At 69.3% G+C, this 24,449-nt stretch carries 22 protein-coding genes; 13 read left to right on the plus strand and 9 right to left on the minus strand.

Annotated elements, in window-relative coordinates; genetic code table 11:
* Positions 1-57 precede the first annotated feature (57 nt).
* The 7 genes from R5H32_RS01430 to R5H32_RS01460 all read left to right on the plus strand — a co-directional run bounded on the left by R5H32_RS01430 (position 58) and on the right by R5H32_RS01460 (position 7,963).
* Positions 58-1,650: an ABC transporter substrate-binding protein gene (locus R5H32_RS01430; RefSeq protein WP_318336900.1), complete on the plus strand. Its 1,593-nt coding sequence runs from the start codon at positions 58-60 to the stop codon at positions 1,648-1,650.
* A 57-nt stretch (positions 1,651-1,707) separates the two neighbouring features.
* Complete coding sequence (locus R5H32_RS01435) at positions 1,708-2,808, plus strand: Xaa-Pro peptidase family protein (protein ID WP_318336901.1); 1,101 nt, start codon at positions 1,708-1,710, stop codon at positions 2,806-2,808.
* Complete coding sequence (locus R5H32_RS01440; protein WP_318336902.1) at positions 2,808-3,815, plus strand: ABC transporter permease subunit; 1,008 nt, start codon at positions 2,808-2,810, stop codon at positions 3,813-3,815. The genes R5H32_RS01435 and R5H32_RS01440 overlap by 1 nt, the downstream gene beginning before the upstream one ends.
* Before the next feature lies 1 nt (position 3,816).
* Positions 3,817-4,722 carry an ABC transporter permease subunit gene (locus R5H32_RS01445; protein WP_318336903.1) on the plus strand — a complete coding sequence of 302 codons (906 nt, stop codon included), beginning with the start codon at positions 3,817-3,819 and terminating at the stop codon, positions 4,720-4,722.
* 4 nt (positions 4,723-4,726) lie between these two features.
* Positions 4,727-5,704: an ABC transporter ATP-binding protein gene (locus R5H32_RS01450; RefSeq protein WP_263333168.1), complete on the plus strand. Its 978-nt coding sequence runs from the start codon at positions 4,727-4,729 to the stop codon at positions 5,702-5,704.
* Complete coding sequence (locus R5H32_RS01455; RefSeq protein ID WP_318336904.1) at positions 5,701-6,657, plus strand: dipeptide ABC transporter ATP-binding protein; 957 nt, start codon at positions 5,701-5,703, stop codon at positions 6,655-6,657. Before R5H32_RS01450 ends, R5H32_RS01455 begins: the two co-directional genes overlap by 4 nt.
* 109 nt (positions 6,658-6,766) lie before the next feature.
* Positions 6,767-7,963 carry an amidohydrolase family protein gene (locus tag R5H32_RS01460; protein ID WP_318336905.1) on the plus strand — a complete coding sequence of 399 codons (1,197 nt, stop codon included), beginning with the start codon at positions 6,767-6,769 and terminating at the stop codon, positions 7,961-7,963.
* A 115-nt stretch (positions 7,964-8,078) separates the two neighbouring features.
* Here R5H32_RS01460 and R5H32_RS01465 read toward each other — a convergent pair whose 3' ends face one another.
* The 5 genes from R5H32_RS01465 to R5H32_RS01485 are packed head-to-tail and all read right to left on the minus strand — an operon-like array spanning position 8,079 to position 14,552.
* Positions 8,079-9,524, minus strand: a complete 1,446-nt coding sequence (locus R5H32_RS01465) for a 6-hydroxynicotinate reductase (RefSeq protein WP_318336906.1) — start codon at positions 9,522-9,524, stop codon at positions 8,079-8,081.
* A 1-nt stretch (position 9,525) separates the two neighbouring features.
* Positions 9,526-12,225, minus strand: a complete 2,700-nt coding sequence (locus tag R5H32_RS01470) for a molybdopterin-dependent oxidoreductase (protein ID WP_318336907.1) — start codon at positions 12,223-12,225, stop codon at positions 9,526-9,528.
* The gene (locus tag R5H32_RS01475; protein ID WP_318336908.1) at positions 12,222-13,055 is read right to left on the minus strand and encodes an FAD binding domain-containing protein; all 834 of its coding nucleotides are present in this window, start codon (positions 13,053-13,055) and stop codon (positions 12,222-12,224) included. The genes R5H32_RS01470 and R5H32_RS01475 overlap by 4 nt, the downstream gene beginning before the upstream one ends.
* 10 nt (positions 13,056-13,065) lie before the next feature.
* On the minus strand, positions 13,066-13,653 hold the full coding sequence (locus R5H32_RS01480) for an amino acid synthesis family protein (RefSeq protein WP_318336909.1): 588 nt from the start codon (positions 13,651-13,653) through the stop codon (positions 13,066-13,068).
* Positions 13,653-14,552, minus strand: coding sequence for a UPF0280 family protein (locus R5H32_RS01485; protein ID WP_412098981.1), 900 nt, complete (start codon positions 14,550-14,552; stop codon positions 13,653-13,655). The genes R5H32_RS01480 and R5H32_RS01485 overlap by 1 nt, the downstream gene beginning before the upstream one ends.
* 218 nt (positions 14,553-14,770) lie before the next feature.
* On the opposite strand from R5H32_RS01485, the gene R5H32_RS01490 reads away from it, so the two are divergent.
* The gene (locus R5H32_RS01490; RefSeq protein ID WP_318336910.1) at positions 14,771-15,187 is read left to right on the plus strand and encodes a MarR family transcriptional regulator; all 417 of its coding nucleotides are present in this window, start codon (positions 14,771-14,773) and stop codon (positions 15,185-15,187) included.
* Positions 15,188-15,236: 49 nt separating this feature from the next.
* Here R5H32_RS01490 and R5H32_RS01495 read toward each other — a convergent pair whose 3' ends face one another.
* Positions 15,237-15,695 carry a GatB/YqeY domain-containing protein gene (locus R5H32_RS01495; protein WP_318336911.1) on the minus strand — a complete coding sequence of 153 codons (459 nt, stop codon included), beginning with the start codon at positions 15,693-15,695 and terminating at the stop codon, positions 15,237-15,239.
* A gap of 181 nt (positions 15,696-15,876) precedes the next feature.
* On the opposite strand from R5H32_RS01495, the gene carA reads away from it, so the two are divergent.
* Both carA and R5H32_RS01505 read left to right on the plus strand, forming a co-directional pair.
* The gene (gene carA / locus R5H32_RS01500) at positions 15,877-17,043 is read left to right on the plus strand and encodes a glutamine-hydrolyzing carbamoyl-phosphate synthase small subunit (RefSeq protein WP_318336912.1); all 1,167 of its coding nucleotides are present in this window, start codon (positions 15,877-15,879) and stop codon (positions 17,041-17,043) included.
* A gap of 111 nt (positions 17,044-17,154) precedes the next feature.
* A complete protein-coding gene (locus tag R5H32_RS01505) occupies positions 17,155-19,296 on the plus strand; it encodes a glycosyltransferase (RefSeq protein ID WP_318336913.1) in 2,142 nt (713 codons plus the stop codon).
* 24 nt (positions 19,297-19,320) lie between these two features.
* Here the strand turns inward: R5H32_RS01505 and R5H32_RS01510 are convergent, their stop codons facing one another.
* Positions 19,321-19,962 (minus strand): GntR family transcriptional regulator, encoded by a 642-nt coding sequence (locus tag R5H32_RS01510; RefSeq protein ID WP_264771450.1) that lies wholly within the window; start codon positions 19,960-19,962, stop codon positions 19,321-19,323.
* A gap of 118 nt (positions 19,963-20,080) precedes the next feature.
* Between R5H32_RS01510 and R5H32_RS01515 the strand changes: the two genes are divergently transcribed.
* The 3 genes from R5H32_RS01515 to R5H32_RS01525 all read left to right on the plus strand — a co-directional run bounded on the left by R5H32_RS01515 (position 20,081) and on the right by R5H32_RS01525 (position 22,319).
* Positions 20,081-20,728 (plus strand): pyrimidine 5'-nucleotidase, encoded by a 648-nt coding sequence (locus R5H32_RS01515; protein ID WP_318336914.1) that lies wholly within the window; start codon positions 20,081-20,083, stop codon positions 20,726-20,728.
* Positions 20,729-20,808: 80 nt separating this feature from the next.
* Positions 20,809-21,048: a hypothetical protein gene (locus R5H32_RS01520; RefSeq protein WP_318336915.1), complete on the plus strand. Its 240-nt coding sequence runs from the start codon at positions 20,809-20,811 to the stop codon at positions 21,046-21,048.
* 74 nt (positions 21,049-21,122) lie between these two features.
* Positions 21,123-22,319, plus strand: coding sequence for a UbiH/UbiF family hydroxylase (locus R5H32_RS01525; protein WP_318336916.1), 1,197 nt, complete (start codon positions 21,123-21,125; stop codon positions 22,317-22,319).
* On the opposite strand, the gene R5H32_RS01530 is transcribed toward R5H32_RS01525, so the two are convergent.
* Together R5H32_RS01530 and R5H32_RS01535 are read right to left on the minus strand one after the other, a co-directional pair.
* Positions 22,316-23,134: a class I SAM-dependent methyltransferase gene (locus R5H32_RS01530; protein WP_318336917.1), complete on the minus strand. Its 819-nt coding sequence runs from the start codon at positions 23,132-23,134 to the stop codon at positions 22,316-22,318. The two genes, R5H32_RS01525 and R5H32_RS01530, sit on opposite strands and share 4 nt — an antisense overlap.
* A gap of 59 nt (positions 23,135-23,193) precedes the next feature.
* Positions 23,194-24,321 carry an aminotransferase class V-fold PLP-dependent enzyme gene (locus R5H32_RS01535; RefSeq protein ID WP_318336918.1) on the minus strand — a complete coding sequence of 376 codons (1,128 nt, stop codon included), beginning with the start codon at positions 24,319-24,321 and terminating at the stop codon, positions 23,194-23,196.
* Positions 24,322-24,449: the final 128 nt, after the last annotated feature.

Below are 24,449 nucleotides of genomic sequence, written 5' to 3' on the forward strand. Positions count from 1 at the left end.
CGTATCGCGGAACGGCAGCAACGACTGAAAAAACGAACTTCAACCTGGGAGTAACAGATGAACCTGAGATACCAACTCGCCACCGGCCTCGTGCTCGCCGCCCTGATGGGCGGCGCGGCCTCGGCCAAGACGCTGGTCTATTGCTCGGAAGGCTCGCCCGAGGGCTTCGATCCGGCGCTCTACACCTCCGGCACCACCTTCGACGCCTCTGAACACACGATCTACGACAAGCTCGTGCTCTTCGAGACCGGCACCACCAACGTCATTCCCGGCCTCGCCGAGAGCTGGGAGACCTCGGAAGACGGGCTGGAGTACACCTTCAACCTGCGCCAGGGCGTCAAGTTCCACTCGAACGACCAGTTCACGCCGACCCGCGACTTCAACGCGGATGACGTGATCTTCTCGTTCGAGCGTCAGGGCAAGGCCGACAACCCCTACAACCAGGTTTCCGGCGGCACCTGGGAATACTTCAACGGCATGTCGATGCCCGACCTGATCAAGGAGATCGTCAAGGTCGACGACTACACCGTGAAGTTCGTGCTGAACCGGCCCGAGGCACCGATGGTGTCGAACCTCGCGATGGGCTTCGCCTCGATCATGTCGAAGGAATATGCAGACGCGATGCTCGAGGCGGGTACGCCCGAGATGGTGAACCAGGCGCCGATCGGCACCGGGCCGTTCAGCTTCGTCGCCTACCAGAAGGACGCGGTGATCCGCTACAAGGCGAACGCGGACTACTGGCGCGGGGCTTCCCCGATCGACGATCTCGTCTTCGCGATCACGCCCGATGCATCGGTGCGCTACCAGAAGCTGAAGGCCGGCGAATGCCATGTCATGCCCTATCCGAACCCGGCTGACGTCGAGGCGATGAAGGCCGACCCCGACGTGCAGCTTCTGGAGCAGGAAGGACTCAACGTCGGCTACCTCGCCTACAACACCAAGGTCGCGCCCTTCGACAACACCGCCGTGCGCAAGGCGCTGAACATGGCGATCGACAAGAAGGCGATCATCGACGTGGTCTTCCAGGGCGCCGGCCAGGCCGCGAAGAACCCGATCCCGCCGACCATCTGGTCCTATAACGACGCGGTCGAGGACGATCCCTACGATCCCGAAGCCGCCAAGGCCGCGCTGGCCGAAGCGGGCGTTTCGGACCTCTCGATGAAGATCTGGGCGATGCCGGTGCAGCGCCCGTACAACCCGAACGCGCGGCGCATGGCCGAACTGATCCAGGCCGACATGGCCAAGGTCGGCGTCACCGTCGAGATCGTCTCCTACGAATGGGGCGAGTATCTCGAGCGCTCGAAGGCCGAGGACCGCGACGGAGCGGTGCTTCTGGGCTGGACCGGCGACAACGGCGATCCGGACAACTTCCTCGCCGTGCTGCTCGGCTGCGACGGGGTCGGCGGCTCGAACCGCGCTCAGTGGTGCAACGAGGAGTTCGACGGGCTGATCCAGAAAGCCAAGGTGACCTCGAACCCCGAGGAGCGCACCAAGCTCTATGAAGAGGCGCAGGTCGTCTTCAAGCGCGAGGCGCCCTGGGCCACGATCGCCCATTCGGTGGTCTTCATGCCGGTGCGTCCGGAAGTGACCGGATACAAGGTCCATCCGCTCGGCGGCCACATCTTCTACGGCGTCGACCTGACGGAATGATGCAACGGGGCGGGGCCGCATCCGGCCCCGCCCGCCTCTCGGGGGGGAGTTCAGCACATGACTGACCGTTACGCCGCGCATCGGGCGATCGCGCGCGATCTCGGTGCCGAGGCGGTGGCTTTGGTGCCGGGGCCGAATTTCGAGCGCCTCTACCGCGCGCCCTTCGGCACCAACGAACGCCCCCTCGTCGTCGTGATACCGGTCGAGGGAGCGCCCGCCGCGGTCGTTCCGAACCTCGAACTCAGTTCCTTCGCCAAGCTCGGCTTCGAGGGCGAGGTCTTCGACTGGCGCGACCAGACCGGCTACGCGGATGCCTTCGCGGCCCTCTCCCGCCACCTGCCACTTCGCTCGCTCGCGGTCGAAGGCCAGGTGATGCGGGTCTTCGTCCATCACGCGCTCACCGCCGCCACTCCGGGGCTCTCGGTTCTCGACGCGGAGCGCGAGATTTCCGGCCTCCGACTCAGGAAGACCGGCGACGAGATTGCCGCAATGACGGAGGCGATCCGCATCTCCGAGGCGGCACTTGGCGAGACACTCGACCAGGTAAAGCCCGGCATGACCGAGGCCGCGGTCGAGCGCCTGCTTGTTGCCGCGCTCTTCGCCCACGGCGCCGACGATCAGGCCTTCGGCGCGCTGGTCGCGGCCTCCGACAACTCCGCCCATTCCCACGCCCATGCCCGCGCCGACTACGCGATCCGGCCCGGCGACGCGCTGCTTCTCGATTTTGGCGCGAAGAAGGGCGGGCTCTGCGCCGACATCACCCGTACCGTCTTTGTCGGCCACGCCACGGACGAGGCCCAGGCGGTCTACGACACCGTCCTGCGCGCCAACCTCGCGGGCTTCGCCGCGAGCCGCCCCGGCGCCACGGCGCACGACGTGGACGACGCGGTGATCTCGGTCCTCGAAGCCTCGCCCTATGCCGACCGGATCCGTACCAAGACCGGGCACGGGCTTGGCCGCGACGTGCACGAGGCGCCCTACATCATGCGCGGCAATCATCAGGTGCTGGAGCCCGGCATGGTCTTCACCAACGAACCCGGCCTCTACCGGACCGGCCCCGGCGGCTTCGGCGTCAGGATCGAGGACGACGTCCTCGTCACCGAGAGCGGAAGCCGCTCGCTCACCACATTTCCCAAAGAACTGAAGGTCGTCGGCTGATGCTCAGATATCTCCTCTCGCGCCTCCTGACGTTCCTGCCGACCTTCTTCGGCGTGACGATCATCTCGTTCTCGTTCATCCGGCTCCTGCCGGGCGACCCGATCATCGTCATGGCCGGCGAACGCGGCGTCAGCGCGGAACGCTATGAAGAACTCGTCCAGCAGTTCGGCTTCGACCAGCCCTTGTGGCGGCAATACATCGACTATCTCGGCGGCGTCATCCAGGGCGACCTCGGCCAGAGCTTCGTGACCAAGAAGCCGGTCTGGGACGAGTTCTTCGCGCTCTTCCCGGCGACCCTGGAACTGTCGATCTGCGCGATGATCTTCGCGGTGGCCCTCGGCCTTCCGGCGGGCGTCATCGCGGCGGTGAACCGAGGCAAGCTCTTCGACCGGACGCTGATGTCGACCGCCCTCGTCGGCTACTCGATGCCGATCTTCTGGTGGGCGCTCCTTCTGATCATCGTCTTTTCCGGCATGCTCGGGCTCACGCCCGTCTCGGGCCGGATCAGCCTGCTCTACTATTTCGACAACACCACCGGCTTCATGCTGATCGACGCGCTCCGCTCGGGCCAGTCCGGCGCCTTCGCCTCGGCCGTCCACCACCTGGTCCTGCCGACGATCGTCCTCGGCACCATCCCCCTGGCGGTCATCGCCCGCCAGACCCGCTCGGCGATGCTGGAGGTACTCTCCGAAGACTATATCCGCACCGCCCGCGCCAAGGGCCTCGCGCCGTTCCGGGTGAACGGGGTCCATGCGCTCCGAAACGCGCTCATCCCGGTCGTGACCGTGATCGGGCTTTCGGTCGGCACGCTTCTCGCCGGCGCGATCCTGACCGAGACGATCTTCTCCTGGCCCGGCATCGGCAAGTGGATGGTCGACTCGATCTTCCGCCGCGACTACCCGGTCGTGCAGGGCGGGCTTCTTCTGATCGCGGTCATGGTGATGATCGTGAACCTGACCGTGGACGTGCTCTACGGCTTCATCAACCCCAAGATCCGGAAGCGCTGAGATGGCCGAGACAACCATGACCGCCGCCGCGACCACCGCCGCCCGCCCGGGCCGGCTGAAGGAATTCTGGTTTTATTTCCGCGAGAACAGGGGCGCCGTGATCGGGCTCTGGTTCTTCGCGGCCTTCATCCTTGTCGCGATCTTCGCGCCGCTGATCGCGCCGCACGACCCGACCCAGCAGTTCCGCGACGCGCTCCTGAAGCCGCCCTTCTGGGAGGAAGGCGGCAGCCTCACCTACCCCTTGGGCACCGACGCTGTGGGCCGCGACATGCTCTCGCGGCTCGTGCACGGGTCGCGCTACTCCTTCTACGTCGGCATCATCGTCGTCACCTTCGCGGCCTCGGGCGGCATCGTCATCGGCCTCATCGCCGGCTTCGCGCCGAAATGGCTGGATACGATCATCATGCGGGTGATGGACATCGTCCTCGCCTTCCCCTCGCTTCTCCTTGCCCTGGTGCTGGTGGCGATCCTCGGCCCGTCGCTGACGAACGCGATGATCGCCATCGCCATCACCTACCAGCCGCATTACGTCCGCCTGACCCGGGCGAGCGTGCTGTCGGAACGGTCGAAGGACTACGTTACCGCCGCCCGCGTCGTCGGCGCGAGCAAGTCCCGGCTGATGTTCACGACCGTGCTGCCGAACTGCCTCTCGCCGATCATCGTGCAGGCGGCGCTTTCCTTCTCGACCGCGATCCTCGACGCGGCCGCGCTTGGCTTCCTCGGCATGGGCGCCCAGCCCCCCACCCCGGAATGGGGCACGATGCTCGCCGAGGCGCGCGAGTTCATCCTGCGTGCCTGGTGGGTCGTCACCTGGCCCGGCCTCGCGATCCTGATCACGGTCCTTGCCATCAACCTGATGGGCGACGGCCTGCGCGACGCGCTTGACCCGAAACTGAAGCGGAGCTGAGCCGATGCCCCTCCTCGACATCCGCAACCTCTCGGTCGATTTCGCCACCGCCTCGGGCCAGTTCCGCGCCGTCGACGGCGTCGACGTCAGTGTCGATACCGGCGAGATCCTCGCCATCGTAGGCGAGTCCGGCTCCGGCAAGTCGGTCTCGATGCTCGCGATGATGGGGCTCCTGCCATGGACCGCCACCGTGACCGCCGACGTGATGAGCTTCAACGGCCAGGACCTGCGCGGCCTCTCGCCCCGCCAGCGCCGCGACATCGTCGGCAAGGACATGGCGATGATCTTCCAGGAGCCGATGTCCTCGCTCAACCCCTGCTTCACCGCCGGGTTCCAGATCAAGGAGGCGCTGAGGCTCCATCTCGGCCTCGACAAGAAGGAGCGCCACGACCGCGCGGTCGAACTTTTCGAGATGGTCGGAATCCCCGCCCCCGAGGACCGGCTCAAGGCCTTCCCGCACCAGCTTTCGGGCGGCATGAACCAGCGGGTGATGATCGCGATGGCCATCGCCTGCAACCCGAAGCTCCTGATCGCCGACGAGCCGACGACCGCCCTCGACGTGACCATCCAGGCGCAGATCCTCGACCTCCTGACCGGCCTCCAGAAGGATACCGGCATGGCGCTCATCCTCATCACCCACGACATGGGGGTGGTGGCAGAGACGGCCGAGCGCGTGCAGGTCCAGTATGCCGGCCAGAAGGTCGAGGAGCAGCCCGTCGCCGACCTCTTCGAGACACCGCACCACCCCTATACGGCGGCACTCCTCGCCGCGCTCCCGGAACGCGCGACCTCGCGCCACCTGCCGACGATCCCGGGCGTGGTGCCGGGCCAGTTCGACCGGCCGAAGGGCTGCCTCTTCTCGCCGCGCTGCAAATACGCGGACGACCGCTGCCGCGAACAACCGCCCGCGCCGGCAGGCACCGAGCTTGGCGTCGCCCGCTGCCACTATCCCCTGAGCGCGAAAGCGGAGGCCGAAGCATGAGCACCCCCGTCGTCACCGCCGAGAACCTCACCCGCCATTACGCCGTGAAGGGCGGGCTCTTTTCCAAGGGCGGCACGGTGCGGGCCGTGTCCGAGACGAGCTTCACGCTCGAACCCGGCAAGACCCTCGCCGTCGTCGGCGAGTCGGGCTGTGGCAAGTCCACCCTCGCGCGGCTGATCACGATGATCGAGGAGCCGACCTCGGGCACCTTCTCGATCGGCGGCAAGCCGGTGACGCCCGAGACCTGGATCGACCACCGGACCGACGTGCAGATCGTCTTCCAGGACCCCTACGGCTCGCTGAACCCGCGCCAGAGGATCGGCTCGATCCTCGAGGAGCCCCTGAAGATCAACCGCCCCGACCTCTCCGCCGCCGTCCGCGAGGCCAAGGCGCGCGAGATGCTGAAGCTCGTGGGCCTGCGCCCCGAGCATTTCGACCGCTACCCGCACATGTTCTCGGGCGGCCAGCGCCAGCGCATCGCGGTCGCCCGCGCGCTGATGCTGGAGCCGAAGGTGCTGGTGCTCGACGAGCCGGTCTCTGCGCTCGACCTCTCGATCCAGAGCCAGATCCTGAACCTCCTCGTCGATCTCCAGGACCGGCTCGGCCTCGCCTATCTCTTCATCAGCCACGACCTCTCGGTGGTGAAGCACATGGCCGACGACATCATCGTGATGTATCTCGGCCGCCCGGTGGAGATCGGGCCCAAGGTCGAAATCTTCGCGCATCCGAAGCATCCCTATACCAAGGCGCTCCTCTCGGCGACGCCGATGGCCGACCCGAAGGCGAAGAAAACGCGGATCAAGCTCGAGGGTGAACTGCCCTCGCCGCTGAACGTGCCGGCGGGCTGCGCCTTCGCGCCGCGCTGCTGGAAGGTGAAGGACAAATGCCGCGCCGAACGTCCCGCGCTCGACGCGGCGCGGCACCGTGCGGCCTGCTTCTACCCCGAGGGCTGAAGCGGGCGTCGGGGCGGCTCCCATCCCGCCCCGACGCGACCCCGAAACCGTTTGCCTGCTAACGGATCTTGTGGGACCATCCTCGGGCCTCAGGCAAGGAGATGCCGTCATGTCCGATCCCGCCACCGCCCCCGCCACCAGGACGAAACTCGTCATCCGCAACATCGGCCAGATCCTCTCCGGCCGGATCGAGGAGCCCCTGATCGACGGCGACTGCGTGGTCTGCGACGGCGACCGGATCACCGCGGTGGGCTACGAAAAGGATCTCGACACCGACCGCGCGACGACTGTGGTGGATGCCAAGGGCGTGACCCTCTGCCCCGGCCTCATCGACAGCCATGTCCACCCGGTGATCGGCGACTACACGCCGCGCCAGCAGCAGCTCAACTGGATCGACAGCTGCCTCCACGGCGGCGTCACCACGATGATCTCGGCCGGCGAGGTCCACGCCCCCGGCCGCCCGAAGGACATCGTCGGCCTCAAGGCGATGGCGATCGCCTCGCAGCGCTGGTACGAGAACTTCCGCCCCTCCGGCGTCAAGGTCCATTCCGGCGCCCCGGTCCTCGAGGAGGGCATGGTCGAGAGCGACTTCAAGGACCTCGCAGATGCCGGCGTGAAGCTATTGGGCGAGGTGGGCTTGGGCTCCGTCAAGGCCGGGGAGACCGCCGCCCAGATGGTCAAATGGGCGCGCAAATACGGCATCCAGTCGACGATCCATACTGGCGGCCCCTCGATCCCGGGTTCCGGCCTCATCGACAAGGACGTGGTGCTCGCGGCCGATGCCGACATCATCGGCCACATCAACGGCGGCCACACGGCGCTCCCCGACGACCAGATCACCTGCCTTTGCGAAAGCTGCCTGCGCGGCATCGAGATCGTCCACAACGGCAACGAGCGCGCCGGGCTCCTCGCGATGCGCACCGCCTTCGAGCTCGGCCAGCCCGACCGCGTGATCCTCGGCACCGACGCGCCCGCCGGCTCCGGCGTCCAGCCCCTGGGCATCCTCAGGATGATCGCGATGCTCTCGTCACTCGGCGACGTGCCGCCCGAGATCGCCTTCTGCTTCGCCACCGGCAACACCGCGCGGATGCGCGACCTCGACTGCGGCATCATCGAACCGGGCCGCGCCGCCGATTTCGTCCTCATCGACATGGCCCAGCACGCGCCGGGCGGCTCGATGCTCGCCTCGGTCCACCAAGGCAACCTGCCCGGCGTCGGCATGACCGTGATCGACGGCGTGGTCCGCACCGCCCGCAGCCGCAACACGCCGCCCGCCACCCGGCTGCCGGAAATCGTCGAAAGCTGATCCCACCACTTTCTGTCCGAAAATACTCCCGCCGGAGGCGAACCCGAGTGTCCGCGGCGCAAGCCGCGGATGCGAGATCCATCTTGCGCCCGGAACGGGCGCTCGATCTGATAACCTACCGCCCCCGCCTCACCGAAACCCGCCGCTCGATCTCGCCGGCGATCTCCTCGACCCGCCGCACCTGGCCCATATGCCCGCCCAATGAGGCATAGTCGGAAAGCCGCATCGTGAACTCGATCGGCGCCACCAGTGCCGGCGTCGGCACATAGCCGAAGGCGTTCGACGGCATCTCGGTCACGTCAGCCATGAAGGTGATGCCGCCGCCAGGCCAGACGTAACACTCCGCCCCGCCGCAGGTGACCCGCGTTACCGCCTCGCGCACCGACCGCGTGAGCCGCACCGGGTTCTCCGTCACCCCGGCCCGCAGCGATCCGCCCGCCCCGCCCATGAAGAGGACCGAGGTCACCGAGGGCTCACAATTCTCCGCGATCCGCTCGACCGAGGTCCGAAGCGCCTCCGGCAGGTCGGCGCGGACCGGCTTCAGGTCCTCGTCGAGCACATAGTAGCCCCACTGCTCCCCGGTCGTCGAAACCATCAGCAGGGTCAGCCCCGGCCGCGCCGGTTCGCGCCAGGGCCCGAGGATCGTCAGCGGATCCTCGATATCCGTCCCGCCCCAGCCGGTGCCGGGCTCGGCGACGCGGAAATAGCGGCCCGGCGTCGACTTGTGGCCGAGAATCTTGATGCCCGTAGGCTCGACACCGAGGAGCTTGCCCGCCTGATGCTCCGAGAGGACCCCGGTGATGTGATCGTCCACCACGACGACCTCGTCCACGAGCCCATGCCACTGCCTGGCAAACATCCCGATCGTCGCCGACCCGCAGCCGACCCGCATCAGATGCTCCTCGACCCCGTTCACCACCGGCGGCCTGCCGGCCTGCAGCACCACCCCGGCCCCGCCGTCGATCGTCACCTCGACCGGCTCGCGGTTGCAAAGCCTCAAAAGCGCGTCGCAGGTGACGCGGCCCTCCTTCTTGCCGCCGCCGGTGAGATGATGCACCCCGCCAAGCGACAGCATCTGCGAGCCGTATTCGGCCGTCATCACATGGCCGACGGGCTCGCCATCCACCCGCACCGCCGCCGCCTCCGGCCCGAGGAAGCGGTCGGTGTCGATCTTCACCTTGGCCCCGCAGTAGGAGAAGATTCCCTCGGTCACCACCGTGACCATGTCCACGCCGTCATGCTCCTGCGCGACGATGAACGGGGCCGGCTTGTAATCGGGATAGGTCGTGCCAGCGCCGATCGCGGTGATGAAGGGCCGCTCGGTCCTGAGGATGTCGCCGTCCCACTCGCCCGCTTCAAGCTCCAGGAACGGCACCACCTGCCCGTCGCCCTCCCTGGCCGCCTGCAGCACGGTGAACGGATCGAGCCGCACCAGCTCCCCTCCCTGGTTCGCATAGCGGTCGCAGGCCCCGGCACGGCCGTCGGCGATGTAGCACATGACCGGACAGGCATCGCAGCGGATCTTGTCTTTCAATCTGGATTCAACGCGTTGCTTGACCATCCTAACCTTCCTTCGCGGCCCGGATAGCCGCCAGAACCCGGTCCGGCATCGCCGGCAGCCGCGTCACCCGCGCGCCCGTCGCATGCCGGATCGCCGAGAGTATCGCCGGCGCGGTCGGGATGAGGACATGCTCTCCCAGCCCCTTCGCCCCATAAGGCCCATGCGGATCGGCGACCTCGATGATGTGGCTGGTGATCGGCGGCACGTCCCCGATCGTCGGGATCAGGTAGTCGTGCAGGTTGTCGGTGCGACCGGGAATGTATTCCTCCATCAGCGCGAGGCCGATGCCCTGCGCCACGCCGCCGTGGATCTGCCCTTCGACAAGCACCGGGTTGATCGCGCGACCGACGTCATGCGCGGCATGGATATGGTCGAGCGTGACCGTCCCGAGCCCGGTGTCGACCGTCAGTTCCACCATCTGCGCCGTATAGCCATAGACCGCGTAGGGCACGCCCTGCCCGTTCTCGTCGAGCGGCGCGGTCGGCGGATCGTAGGTCTCCGCTGCCTCAACGACATATCTGTCCCCGTCTGGCAGCACGGCGCGATGGACCCGGCCATCGGGCGCGGTCACCGTTACCTCGCCCTTGGCGATCTCGATCCGGCCCTCTGCCGCGTTGGTCAGCCGAAGGATTTCCGCCCTCAGCGCAAGTCCGGTCAGCCGCGCCGCGTTGCCGGAGACATAGGTCTGCCGCGAGGCCGAGGTCTTGCCCGCATCCGGTGTCACGCCGGTATCGGGGCCGATGATCTCGACCCGGCCCACGTCAATTCCGAGAGCCTCGGCGAAGATCTGGGCGACGACAGTATTGGCGCCCTGGCCGATATCCATCGCCCCCTGGTGCAGCATGACGCGCCCCCCGGACGTGATCCCGGCCCGGATCGTCGAGGGGTTGGGCAGCGAGGTGTTCCCGCAGCCATACCAGCCGCAAGCGATCCCCACACCCCTGCGAAGAACGCCGCCTTCTCCGTTGAATTCATGCGCTTTTTGAAGACCATAACGCCATGCGGGTCGCAGCGCGGCGAGACAGGGCCGGATCCCGACCGCGCCGTCGAAGACCTGCCCCGTCGCGGTCGGAAAGCCGTTATCGAGCGCGTTGAGGTAGCGGAACTCCAGCCGGTCCATGCCAAGTTCCAGCGCGAGATCGTCGAACACCGCCTCCTGCGCGATAGCGGCCTGCGGCACTCCGAAGCCGCGGAAGGCGCCGGCCGGCACGCAGGTCGTGTTGACCGCCTCGGTGCGCGAGCGGATGTCGGCATGGGCATAGGGCCCGCCGGCATGGACCGGCACCCGGTTCGCCACGGTCGGCCCCCAGGAGGCATATGCGCCGGTGTTGAACGTGCCCTCGAAGATGAAGCCGGACAACCTGCCGTCCTGCGTCGCCCCCGCCCTGACCCGCATCGAGGCCGGGTGCCGTTTCGTCGTGGAAGCCATTGATTCCGAACGTGTATATGCAACTCTTACCGGACGTCCGAGCCGCATCGCCGCCAGCGCCACATGCGGCTGGAACGACAGGTCGAGCTTCGAGCCAAAGCCGCCGCCCACCGCCGACGGCACCACCCGGACCGCCTCGACCGGCAGCCCGAGAATGGCCGCCAGCGAGTCCCGGTTCATATGCGGGGCCTGGGTGCCGCCATGGACCTCGACGCCGTCGACGGTCCAGTCGGCATATCCCGCCTCGGGCTCGATGTAGGCATGTTCGATGAAGCGGGTCTCGAACACCCCCTCGGCCGTGACCGCGGCCTGCGCAAGTGCCGCCTCTGCATCGCCCCGCTGCACGAGGCCGCGGCACATGGTGTTGCCGGCGCGGTCTGGATGCAGCTCCGGTGCAGCTTTCGCGGCCTGCGGCTCAAGGCACGCAAGCTTTTCCATCCAAGACACTGGAAACGTGGAAAGATCGAGCACTGACATCACCTCGGCCGGGCCGACCACGGTCGCCACGGCCTCGCCCCGGAACCGGGCGACGGTTTCGGCATAGACCGGCTGGTCGATGAAGCCCGGAATGACTCCGAACCGGTTCTCGCCGGGCACGTCCTTCGCGGTCAGGACCAGGTCGATCCCGGACGCCGTCCGCCAGCCATCGAGGTCGCCGAAGTGGAATCCGCAATGGTCGTGCGGCGCACGAATTACTTTCAGAATCAATGCATTGCCGGGAGAAACGTCGTCACCGAACATCTCCTCTCCGGCGATCTTCCGGGCGCCGTCGAGCCGCGCGATCCCGGCGCCGACCGCGCCCTTTCCGGGGTCGGGCGCGGGTTTGCCCATGACCGCGTCGATGATCTTGCGATAGCCGGTGCAGCGGCAGAGCACGCCTCCGAGTGCGTCCGCGACCTCGGCCTCCGTCGGCGCGGGAGTGGCGCGCAGGAGCGCCACCGCGGAGACCATCATGCCCGGCGTGCAGATCCCGCACTGCGCCGCGCCATGCGCGAGGAACGCCGCGGAAAGGCTCGCAAACATGGGATCATTTTCACGCAAACCCGCGAGCGTTTCGACCTTCCGACCGGCCACCCGGCCGGACGAGGTGATGCAGGCGCAGACCGGCGCGCCATCGAGGAGGACGGTGCAGGCGCCGCAGTCGCCGGCATCGCAGCCGACCTTTACCTCGCGGCAACCGAAGTCGCGGCGCAGCACGGCGGAGAGCCGCTCCAGCCCGGCCCCGTCATGGCGGACCTCGTTTCCGTTCAGCGTGAAGGTCAGACCGCTCATCCTTCCGTCCCCCATCCGTGCAGCATCCGTACAGCCATCGTGCACACTGCGTCCCGACGATAGGCGGCACTGGCGCGCACGTCGTCGATCGGCGTGAGCGCCGCGAAATGCTCCGCCCGGACCGCCGCGCCGAGTGTTCCGGCCCCCCGCCCGACCAGCTCGCGTTCGAGCGCCGCGAGCCGCAGCGGCACCGCCGAGCAGGCGCCGACCGCGATCCGCGCATCCGCCACGCGTCCGTCCTCGCAGCGCAGGACCGCCGCCATGGAGACGATCGAGATCACGAGGTAGGCGCGGCTGCCGAGCTTGGCAAAATCCGAGCGGACCGCGCCGTCGAGATGCGGCACGCGGATCGCGGTCACGACCTCGTCCGGCCGAAGCAGGGTCCGGCGGTTGCCGGTCACGAACCCGGCGAGCGGCACCACGCGCCGCCCGGCGGCCGAGGCGAGGTCCAACTCGGCGTCGAGCGCCATCAGCACGGGCACGCCATCGGCTGCCGGGGAGGCGTTGCAGATGTTCCCCGCGATCGTCGCGGTGGTCTGGATCTGCACCGATCCCACCTGCCGCCCGGCGCGCTTCAGCGCGTCGAACTGCGGCGGAAGATCCGCCCGGCAGAGTTCGGCCCAGGTCACGCCGGCGCCGATCCGCCAGTGATCGCCCTCCCGCGCGATGCCGCGCATCTCGGCTATCGCGGTCAGGTCGAGAACCCGCCCCGGCGCCGGACGGTCGCCGAGCGCGGGGAACACATCCGTCCCGCCCGCGAGCAGCACGGCCGGCGCCTCGGCGAGAAAGCCCAGGGCCTCGTCCAGACGGCCAGGCCGGAACACCGTCATGCCGCGCCCCTCACCTCAGCCCGTCCTTGCCCTCGGCCTCGTCATGGGTGAGACCGCCGACGCGCGGCAGCGGCCGGCCGCTGTCGGTCACCGCGACCGCGACGAGGATCTCGTCGGCGCGCGGCGCGTCGTTGACGCGAACCTCCATCCCGTCGAAATGCGAGCGCACGTAAGCCGCGTCCTTGTGGCCGAGCGGCACGTCGAGCGGATGTCCCATCGGCCCGCGCTTCTTGTTCGAGGGGACCAGTGCGGCCCCCTTCTCCACCGCCTTGCGCAGGGGCGCGCCGAGCCGGGGATGCAGGATCGCGGCGGCGTGCTCCAGCTCGCCGTTCTCGCCCACGAGCGCGGCCTTGCCGTAGCTCTGCGCCGCCTCCGGCGCGATCCCGAGCGCCTTGACGCAGGCCTCGCCCAGAAGCCCGCCAAGCTCCTCTCCGATCGCCATCAGCGGCTCCAGATCGGCCTCGTAGCGGCCGGCGAAGGGGTTCTCGATCACCGCGATGGCGGCGGCGCGGCGGGTCGGCGGGTCGATTGCCTGCCCCATCTCGCTGCGCACCTCCTCCACCACGGTCACGATCTTGCGGATCTTCGCGGTTCCCATCACGGCACCTCCTTTCCTTGTGCGACCTCACCCACGGCGCGGCTCGCGCCCTGCAACGCCAGGAACACGGCCCGCGCGCGGCCCATGGCGATGACCTCGCGCGCCCGCGCCGCGCCGGCATCGAGTGCCCGCGCCTTGTCTTCCTCGGTCAGCTCCGCGACCGCCAGCGTCACGAGCCGGTCGCCGAGGTCGCTGTCAGGCGCAAGCATCCGGGCCGGGCGGCGGGTCACGCGGGCCGAGCCCGGCAGGTCCACCGCGTTGGCGATCATCGTCGCCGCGGCATCCGCCTCGGCCGCCGTCGCCGCGAGCACGGTGACGGCGTCGGCGATGCCGAAAGAATGGCTGCGCCCGCGCCAGCCGCTCGTCGCGATGCCGCCGACCCCGTCACTCGCGCCGATCTCCAGCAACGCGGCATGGCCCGCCGCCGGCAAGCCCCCCGAGATGCCGATGCGGTAGCGTTCCCCAGGTGCGAGGCCGAGCGCGATATCGCCGCCATTGTTGACCGCGGCCCGGCTCAGACCGGGTTCGGACAGGATCGCGGCGAGAAGGTGGTCGGCGACCGCGCCCGCCACCGCCGCCATCGGCGTGACGAACCAGGGGGCGAAGGGCGCCACCGCCGCCGCCATCGCCCGTGCGACCCGCCCCTCGGGCAGCGGCCTTCCGGGTCCGGCCGGAGCGCGCAGGACCGCGAGTTCGCCGACCAGCGCCTCGAGGAGCCCGTCGAAGGCCCGCGCGGCGCGACGCTCGGCCATCGCCACGGCCGCCGCGGGGCCGGAGAGATCGAGGATCACGTCGATCGGCCCGTGCGTCAGCCGCAGCCGGCCCTGCCCTGCGCTCCGGCTTGACGAAGGCCGCTCGCGCCCCGGTGGCCTCGCGGCCGATCCGGACCCGGCAATCATTTGTGCAGGAGCACCCGGCGCCACATCCGCTCCTTTCGCCGCCCCGCCGGGCGGCATCTGTCGATCTTCGGATTACGAACCTGGATTCGTTTGTTGTCAAACGAATTTTCTTGGTCGCTCCGGGCTTTCGGCGCAGGACTTGTCTTTGACGTCCGAGCCCTTACAGTGCGCGTTTGACACCGGAAAGCGAGCGGAGCGCGACCGAAGGGGATGACAGGGTGAGCGACGGGCCGGAATATCGCCTCGACGAGCAGATCGGATTCAAGCTCCGCGTCGCCAACCAGCGGCATCTGGAGATCTTCGCGTCAGAGATGCCGGAGCTCACGCCGCGCCAGTTTGCGGTTATGGCCAAGCTCGACGAAGAGGGGCCGCTGTCGCAAAACCACCTCGGCCGGCTCGTGGCAATGGACGCCGCGACCACCAAGGGCGTGATCGACCGGCTGGTCAGGAAGGGGCTGGTCGCGACGACGCCCTCGCCCACCGACCGGCGGCGGGTGGAGATCTCGCTGACCGCGGAAGGCGCAGAACAGATCCGCGAGGCGGTCGTCGTGGCGGCGCGGATATCGGAACGCACCGCGCGCAACCTCAGCCCGCGCGAGCTGGCGCGGTTGATGACGCTGCTCGACAAGCTCTGAGGGGAGCCGGTTTCGGGTGTGGCCGGTCCGGTGGCGGTTCCGGGTCGCGTTACCCCAGCCGGTCCTTCACCATCGGGCCAACCGCGCCGAAATCCATCTGCCCGGCGTATTTCGACTTCAGGACCGCCATCACCTTGCCCATGTCGCGGATCGAGCTGGCGCCGATCTCGGCCACGGCGGCGTCGATCGCCGCGCCGATCTCGTCTTCGGCCAGTTGGCGCGGCAGGAATTCCTCGATCACCTTGACCTCGGCAAGCTCCTTCTCGGCCAGTTCCAGCCGCCCGCCCTCCTCGTAGGCGCGCGCGGATTCCTGGCGCTGCTTGACCATGCGGCCGAGGATCGCCAGCACCTCGGGATCGCCGACCGTGGCATCGCCGCCCTCGCCCCTGAGCGCGATATCCTTGTCCTTGATCGCGGCATTGATCAGCCTCAGCGTCGACAAACGCTCGGCATCGCGCGACTTTATCGCGTCCTTGAGCGCCGCACCTATCCGGTCACGCAGTTCCATCGGGTCTCCATCCCCTGAGCATCCGAAGCCCCACAATAGCCGAGCGGCGGCGCGGACACAACGGCCCAAAATGCCACTAAGTAATTGATATCGCTACGTAAGCTAAATCACACCCGGCCCCTTGACCGAAACCCCCGGCCCCCGTAGGTTCCCCGGGATTTATGCCCCGGGGAGTCGCGCCATGCCCACCAAGCCAGAGCCTTCGGTCAAAGCAACGGCCTGCCTCGCCCTCGCCGACGGCTCGGTCTTCTACGGCCACGGTTTCGGCGCGACCGGCGAGACGGTGGCCGAGCTGGTCTTCAACACCGCGATGACCGGTTACCAGGAGATCATGACCGATCCCTCCTATGCCGGCCAGGTCGTGACCTTCACCTTCCCGCATGTCGGCAATACCGGCGTCAATCCCGAGGATGACGAGACCGCCGATCCCGTCGCCGCCGGCATGGTGGTGAAATGGGACCCGACGGAGCCGTCGAACTGGCGCGCCACCGAAGATCTCGCCGCCTGGCTCGCCAAGCGCGGCCGGATCGGCATCGGCGGCATCGACACCCGCCGGCTGACCCGCGAGATCCGCCAGCAGGGCGCGCCGCATGTGGCAATCGCCCACGATCCCGAGGGCAAGTTCGACATCGCGGCACTCGTGGCCAAGGCGCGCGCCTGGTCGGGCCTCGTCGGGCTCGACCTCGCCAAGGACGTGACCTGCGCGCAGAGCTACCGCTGGGACGAGACCCGCTGGGCCTGGCCCGAGGGCTACGGCAAGCGCAAAGGCGACGGCTTCCGCGTCGTCGCGATCGACTACGGCGCCAAGCGCAACATCCTGCGCTGCCTCGCGAGCGTGGGCTGCGACGTCACCGTGCTGCCGGCGACGGCCACCGCCGAAGAGGTGCTCGCGCACGATCCCGAGGGCGTATTCCTCTCGAACGGCCCCGGCGACCCGGCGGCGACCGGCGATTACGCGGTGCCGATGATCAAGGGCGTGCTCGCGCGCGACCTGCCCCTCTTCGGGATCTGCCTCGGCCACCAGATGCTGGCGCTGGCGCTCGGCGCCAGGACCGTCAAGATGAACCACGGCCATCACGGCGCCAACCACCCGGTCAAGGACCTCGACACCGGCAAGGTCGAGATCACCTCGATGAACCACGGCTTCACGGTCGACAGCCAGACCCTGCCGGCGGGCGTCAAGGAGACCCATGTCTCGCTCTTCGACGGCTCCAACTGCGGCATCCGCATCGCCGACCGGCCGGTGTTCTCGGTCCAGTACCATCCCGAGGCGAGCCCCGGTCCGCAGGACAGCTTCTATCTCTTCGAGCGCTTCGCCGAGGCGATGCGGGCGCGCCGCGCCGCCTGAGGCGGTGTTTCGCGAAGAATCGCGCGGGCGACCGTTTTTGCCCGCGTGACTTAACGCGCCATTAACCCAGTTCGGCGGAATGTCGGGGCACGTTCTTGCCCCGGATCCCGAATGTCCTCCGCCGCCCCGCATCTTCGTCTCGTGACCCCGGCCCCGGTGCCGGCCGCGCGCCCGGCCGCGCAGCCGGGCGGATTCGCCCGCCGTGCCGACCGGGCGGCGCGGATCGGCCGCAAGCCGCTCGGCCAGATCCTGCTCGACATGCGGGCGGTCGACCCCGGCAATCTCCTGAAGGCGATCGCACTGCGCGACCGGCAGGCGGTACGGCTCGGCGACGTGCTCCTGGCTCACGGCTGGGTCGGCGAGGCCGAGCTGATGGCGGCGCTCGCGTTGCAATGGGGCGCCAAGGTGGTGGACCTGCGCGCGGAGCCGCCCGACCCGCGGCTCATCGACCGGCTCGGATGCGACACCTGCCTCGCCGAGGCGGCGCTGCCGTGGCGGCGGATCGGCGGCGCGACGGTGATCGTGACCGCGCGGCCCGAGGAGTTCGCGGCGCTGCGTGCCCGGCTGCCGCAGGGATTCGGCCCGGTTGTGATGGCTTTGGCGCCGGAACAGGGGATCCATGAAGCGATTCTCGCCGCGCGCCGCAGCTCGATGGTCCACCGCGCCGAGACCCGGACGCCGGCGACCGAGAGCTGCCGAGCGCAGGACGGCACGGTGATCGCCCGCGCCGCCGCCGCCGTGCTCGCCGCGCTGGCCTGCGGCACGCTCGCGGCGCCGGCCGCGACCTTCGCTCTACTCACGCTCTGGGCCGTGATCTCTCTCGCCTCCGGCACCGGGCTGAAGCTCGCCTGTTTCCTCTCCGAGTACCGCGCCCGCTCCGCGCCCCTGCCCGCTCCCCGGCCCGGCCAGGCGCGGCTGCCAGTCGTCTCGGTCATGGTGCCGCTTTTCCGCGAGAACGACATCGCGCCGCGGCTGATCCGCCGCATCGGCCGCATCGACTATCCCAAGGAGCTGCTCGACATCCTGCTCGTCGTCGAGGAAGACGACCACCAGACCCAGGAGGCGCTCGCGCAGCGCGACCTGCCGCGCTGGATGAGGGTGATCGTGGTGCCGAACGGCACGGTGAGGACCAAGCCGCGGGCGCTGAACTACGCGCTCGACTTCTGCCGGGGCGCGATCGTCGGGGTCTGGGACGCCGAGGACGCGCCGGAGCCGGGGCAGATCCGCAAGATGGTGCGCGGGTTCCACGACCACGGGCCGGAGGTCGCCTGCCTCCAGGGCATCCTCGATTTCTACGACGCGCGCCACAACTGGCTGACGCGCTGCTTCACTATCGAATATGCCGCCTGGTTCCGCGCGGTGCTGCCCGGCCTCGCCCGGCTCGGCTTCGTCGTGCCCTTGGGCGGCACCACGCTCTTCTTCCGCCGCGAGGCGATCGAGGCGCTCGGCGGCTGGGACGCGCACAATGTCACCGAGGATGCCGATCTCGGCCTCAGGCTGGCGCGGCGCGGCTACCGGACCGAGATGATCGACGCGGTGACCGAGGAGGAGCCGAACGCGCGCGTCCGGACCTGGATCCGCCAGCGGTCGCGCTGGCAGAAGGGCTACGCGATGACCTGGGCGAGCCACATGCGCGACCCGGCCCGGCTCTGGCGCGACCTCGGGGCCAAGCGGTTCTGGGGGGTGCAGATCCTGTTTCTCGGCTCGCTTTCGCATTCGCTCATGGCGCCGGTGCTGTGGTCGTTCTGGCTCCTGACGCTCGGGCGGTCGCATGTGTTCGCGGGTGCCTGGCCGGCCGGGCTCACGGCGGCGCTGATCGCGCTTTTTGTGGCCGCGGAGGGCGTCAACCTCGCGGTCGGGGTCTGGGCGACGCGCGGCCCCGGCCACCGGCACCTGATGAAATGGGTGCCGACGCTGCAGCTATATTACCCGCTCGGCACGCTCTCGGCCTTCAAGGGGCTCTACGAATGGGTGGCGCGGCCGTTCTTCTGGGACAAGACCGCCCACGGCGTGCTTGCTGCGGGCGCCGACGTGCCGGAACTGCTGCCGATCCTCGTGCTGACCCGCCCGGTGCACCTGCCCGCACCGGACGCCGAGGCGGTGCCGCTTGGGCCACGGTGCGGCACGCTGGCGACGACGAAGGCGCGGATCACGCTGTCCGTTGCGGCGGGCTACGGGGACGAGGCGGCCGAGCGGCCGGTGCTGCCGCCGCCCGCGCTGGTCGCCCCGGCGGCGGACGCACGGCCGTGCTGACCGCCGGGTGTCAGGGTTCCGGGGTCAGCCTTCGCCGACGTCCCGCGCCGCGCCGGCGTCGAGCTTGAGCCGGGTCTCGAAGGCTTTCGATATATGGGCGCGCAGGGCCGCCTGGGCCGCCTCGCCGTCGCCGTCGGCGATCGCCTTGACGATGGCGGCATGTTCGGCGAGCGCCGTCTGGCCGCGCCCCTCGGCGGCGAGCGAGGTCGTCGCCAGAAGCGCCATCGAGCGGTGGACGAGGTCGAGCTGCTGGACGAGGTAGCGGTTGTGCGAGGCGAGGTGGATCTGCTTGTGGAACCGCCGGTTGGCGCGTGACAGGGCGGCGGGGTCGCCGAGATGGGCGCGGTCGGCCTCGACCATGTCGGCCAGAACCTTGACCTCCTCCGGCGTCGCGTGCTTGGCGGCGAGCCGCGCCGCAAGGGCCTCGAGCTCGGCGCGCACGACGTAGAGCTCGGCGAGCTGGTTGTGGTCGAGCGAGGCGACGATGAGCGAGCGGCCGTCGCGCGCCAGCATCGACTGGGTTTCCAGCCGCTGCAGCGCCTCTCGCACCGGCGTGCGCGACACCCCGAACCGTTCGGCGAGCTCGGCCTCCACGAGCCGGTCGCCGGGGCGGTAGACCCCGCCGTCGATCGCCTCGAGGATCAGCGTATAGGCGTCCTTCTGCATCTTCCCTCCCTCGCCCGGCCGCCCGTTGCCCGGCCGGAGCGCGAGCCTAAGCGGCAGCCTGCCCGGAAGGCAAGCGCCTCCGTTGCGGGGCGCGCGCCGAGCGCGTAGTGTCGCGGCCATGCACCAAGCCGACTTTCCCCATGTGCGGTCCTGGGTCTTCGACCTCGACAACACGCTCTACCCGCCCGAGGCGCGGCTCTTCGACCAGATCGAGGCGCGGATGACCGCCTATGTCATGCAGCTTCTCGGCGTGGCCAGGGGCGAGGCGGACCGGCTGCGGAGCGAGTACTGGCGGCTCTACGGCACCACGCTCGCCGGACTGATGCACGAGCATGGCGCCGATCCCGCGCCCTATCTCGTCGATGTCCACGACATCGCCTTCGACCGGCTCACGCCAGATCCCGCGCTGCGCGCGGCGATCGCGGCACTTCCGGGGCGTCGGATCGTCTATACCAACGGCTCGGCGCCCTATGCCGAACGGGTGATCGCGGCGCGCGGGCTGAGCGGCATCTTCGACGCGGTCTACGGCGTCGAACATGCCGGCTACCGGCCGAAGCCGGAGCGCGGCGCCTTCGAGACGGTCTTCGCGCGGGACGGGATCGACCCCGCCCGCGCGGCGATGTTCGAGGACGATCCGCGCAACCTCGCCGCGCCGCACGCAATGGGGATGCGCACCGTCCATGTCGCGCCGGTGGCCGAGCCCGCCGACCACATCCACCACCATACCGACGACCTCGCGGGCTTCCTCTCGGCGCTCGGGCGCTGAGGCTTGACGCTGCGACATTTCGTCCATTGCGGCATTGCGGGCGCAGCCCTATGCCGCACCGCAGCGAACAGGAGATTCCCATGACCCCGATGCCACTGGCCCCGCGCCTGCCCTGGTACTATTCCGTCCCCGTCCTCGGCTGGATCGCCCGCGATCTGGTGCACGGGACGCCGGACAACCTCTGGTACTTCCTCACCATCCTCGCGACGCTGATGGTGCTCGCGGTCAAGACCTGGGGTCTCGTCGCGCTCGGCCTCACCGCGCTCACGATGGTGCCGGTGATGTTCGTGGTCCTGATCATGATCACGCTCGGCAACTAGGCCGGGACAGCTTGCCGCTTGGACGCGGGGGCCCGTCCGGTCTATCTTCGCGCCGCGAACGTGGGGCGAAGACGATGCGCGAGACGACCGATATCCTGATTTCCGGCGGCGGCGTCGCCGGGCTGACCGCGGCGGCGGCCTTCGGCGCCGCGGGGTTTCGCGTGATCTGCGTCGATCCCGCGCCCCCCGTGACCGGGGCCGAGGAGGACGGCGCCGACCTGCGCACCACCGCCTTCCTGCAGCCCGCCCGTGCGGTGCTGGAGGCGGCCGGGCTCTGGGAGCGGCTCGCGCCCCATGCCGCCGCGCTGAAGGTGATGCGGATCGTCGATGCCGGCGGCGAAGCGCCCGAGCCGCGCATCGTCAAGGATTTCGACGCGGCCGAGATCGGCGAGGAGCCGTTCGGCTGGAACTTTCCGAACTGGCTTCTGCGGCGCGAGACGGTGGCGCGGATCGCCGAGCTGCCGAACGTGAGCTTCCGCCCCGGCGTCGCCACGGCGGGCGTGCTGACCCGCACCGATGCCGCGCTGGTGACGCTCTCGGACGGCACCACGGTTTCGGCCCGGCTTCTCGTCGCCGCCGACGGCCGCGCGAGCCCGGTGCGCGAGGCGGCGGGCATCGGCGTCAAGACCACGCGCTACGGCCAGAAGGCGCTCGCCTTCGCGGTCACCCATCCGATCCCGCATGACAATGTCTCGACCGAGATCCACCGCACGGGCGGGCCGTTCACGCTGGTGCCGCTGCCGGACCGCGACGGCAGGCCCTGCTCGGCGATCGTCTGGATGGAGACCGGGCCCGAGGTGCTGCGGCTAGCCGCCCTGCCGGTGGCGGAGTTCGAGGCCGAGATGCTGGCGCGCTCGGCCGGGCTTTTCGGACCGCTGACGCTGGTCACGCGGCGCTCGGTCTGGCCGATCATCAGCCAGATCGCCGACCGGTTCGAGGCCGAACGCATCGCCCTTCTGGCCGAGGCGGCGCATGTGGTGCCGCCGATCGGGGCGCAGGGGCTGAACATGTCGCTCGCCGATCTCGCCTGCCTCGTCGATCTGGCGAAGGCGGCGCCCGACCGGCTCGGCGAGCGGGCGATGCTTCTGGCCTATCACCGCCGGCGCTGGCCCGAGGTGAAGGCGCGGGTGACCGGGATCGACCTTCTGAACCGGACCTCGATGCTCGGGGCGCGGCCCCTGCGCGACCTGCGCGCGGGCGCGCTGAATGCGCTCTATTCGCTGGCGCCGGTGCGCAGGACGCTGATGAAGGCCGGGCTCGGGATGCGCTAGGCCTCGCAGAGGAAGCTCACCGTGCGGATCCGCCGCTCGGTCAGGTTGCGCACCTGATTGCGCACCATCTCCTCGAAGCCCTCGCCGAGAATCATGCCGCTTGACGCGGCGCGGGAGCCCGACTGCGCGATCCGAGCCGACAGCGCCTCGAACCAGGCCACGCTCTCGTCGCTCGAATCGGTGCGGTCAAGCACCCGGAACCCGGCGCCGGTCAGGAGCGTGTCCACCTCGTCGGGCGTGGCGACGAAACTGATCGAGGCATCCTGCGCCCAGGGCACCGGATAGTGGATCGCCCCGCCCTCGCCCTGCATGACGTCATAGACGAGGAACCGGCCGCCCGGCTTCAGGACCCGGCGCGCCTCGGCGTAAAGCCGGTCCTTGGCTGCGATGTTCATCGCGACGTGGAAGGTCAGCGCCGCGTCGAAGGCGGCGTCCTCGAACGGCAGCGCGGTGGCGTCGCCTTCCACGAAGGTCACGCGGTCGGTGAGGCCGAGCCAGCCGCTGATCTCGGTCGCGGCCCGGCAGAATTCGGGCGTGAGGTCGATGCCGGTGACGTGGCAGCCAAAGGTCTCGGCCAGCGTGCGCGCGGGCCCGCCGAGCCCCGAGCCGAGGTCGAGCACCTTCGACGCGGGGTCGAGCTTCAGGCCGGGGGCAAGCTCCAGCGTCGCGGCGCGGCCGCGGATGTGGAACTCGTCCACCGGCCCGAGATCGGCGGTGGTGATCCGGGCGAGGTCCTTGCCGGCCCCCTCAAGGCTCGCCGCGATGCGCGCGGCGAGCCCCTCGCCCCTTGTATAGTGACTTGCGACGTCGGTCATTTCACCCTCCTTCCGGCCCCTTGAAGGGTAACGCCGGGAGGCCTGCGCGGCAATTCCGGTCAGAGCGCCGCGTCGAGCGCCCGCTTGACCCGCGCCACCGTGCCCTCGACGTCATAGAGCTTGTCGAGCCCGAAAAGGCCGATGCGGAAGCTGCGGTAGGAGTCGCCCTCGCCGACCTGCAGGGGCACGCCGGCGGCGATCTGAACGCCTTGGGCTGCAAACTTCTTGCCGGTCTGGACCTCGGGATCCTCGGTGAAGCTGACGACGACGCCGGGCGCGCCGAAGCCCTCGGCGGCGACCGACGTGATGCCGCGCGACGCGAACTCGGCCCGGACCGCGTTGCCGAGCTTCCACTGGGCGTCGCGCAGGCGCTCGAAGCCGTAGTCTTTCGTCTCCTGCATCGTGTCGCGGAAGGCGCGGAGCGCGTCGGTCGGCATGGTCGCGTGATAGGCGTGGCCGCCCGCCTCGTAGGCGGCCATGATCGCGCGCCACTTCTTGAGGTCCATCGCGAAGCTCGACGAGGTCGTCTCCTCGAGCCGCTGCAGGGCCGCGGCGGAGAGCATCACGAGCCCGGCCGAGGGCGAGGCCGACCAGCCCTTCTGCGGCGCCGAGATCAGAACGTCGACGCCGATCGCCTTCATGTCGACCCAGACGCAGCCCGTGGCGATGCAGTCGAGGACGAAGAGCGCTCCGACCTCATGCGCGGCCGCGGCCAGCGCCTTGAGGTAATCGTCGGGCAGGATCATGCCGCTCGCGGTCTCGACATGGGGCGCGAAGACGGCGTCGGGCTTCGTGTCGCGGATCGCCTGGACGACCTCGGCGATCGGCGCGGGGGCGAAGGGCGACCGGGCGGAGTTGCCGGTCTGGCGCGCCATCGCGACGACGGTCTCGCCGGCGAAGCCGCCCATGTCGAAGATCTGGCTCCAGCGGAACGAGAACCAGCCGTTGCGGACGATCAGCGCCTTCTTGCCGCCCGCGAACTGGCGCGCGACGCTTTCCATCGCGAAAGTCCCGCCGCCCGGCACCAGCGCCACGGCCTCGGCACTGTAGACCTCCTTCAGGAGGGCGGAGATGTCGCGCATCACGCCCTGGAAGGCCTGGCTCATGTGGTTCAGTGAGCGGTCGGTGAAGACGACCGAGAATTCCTCGAGCCCGTCCGGGTCGATGTTCGGCAGAAGCGCGGGCATGGGGACCTCCGTTGTTGGCTGCCTTCCGGGTAACCCATGGGCGCGGCAAAGGCAAAGCCGGTTGCGACATCCACGCGCCGGTTTCGCGCGCGGCGGCGGTGGCCGGGGGCGTCCCGCCCCCGGACCCC

The organism is Defluviimonas sp. D31 (assembly GCF_033436765.1).
GTDB lineage: Bacteria > Pseudomonadota > Alphaproteobacteria > Rhodobacterales > Rhodobacteraceae > Albidovulum.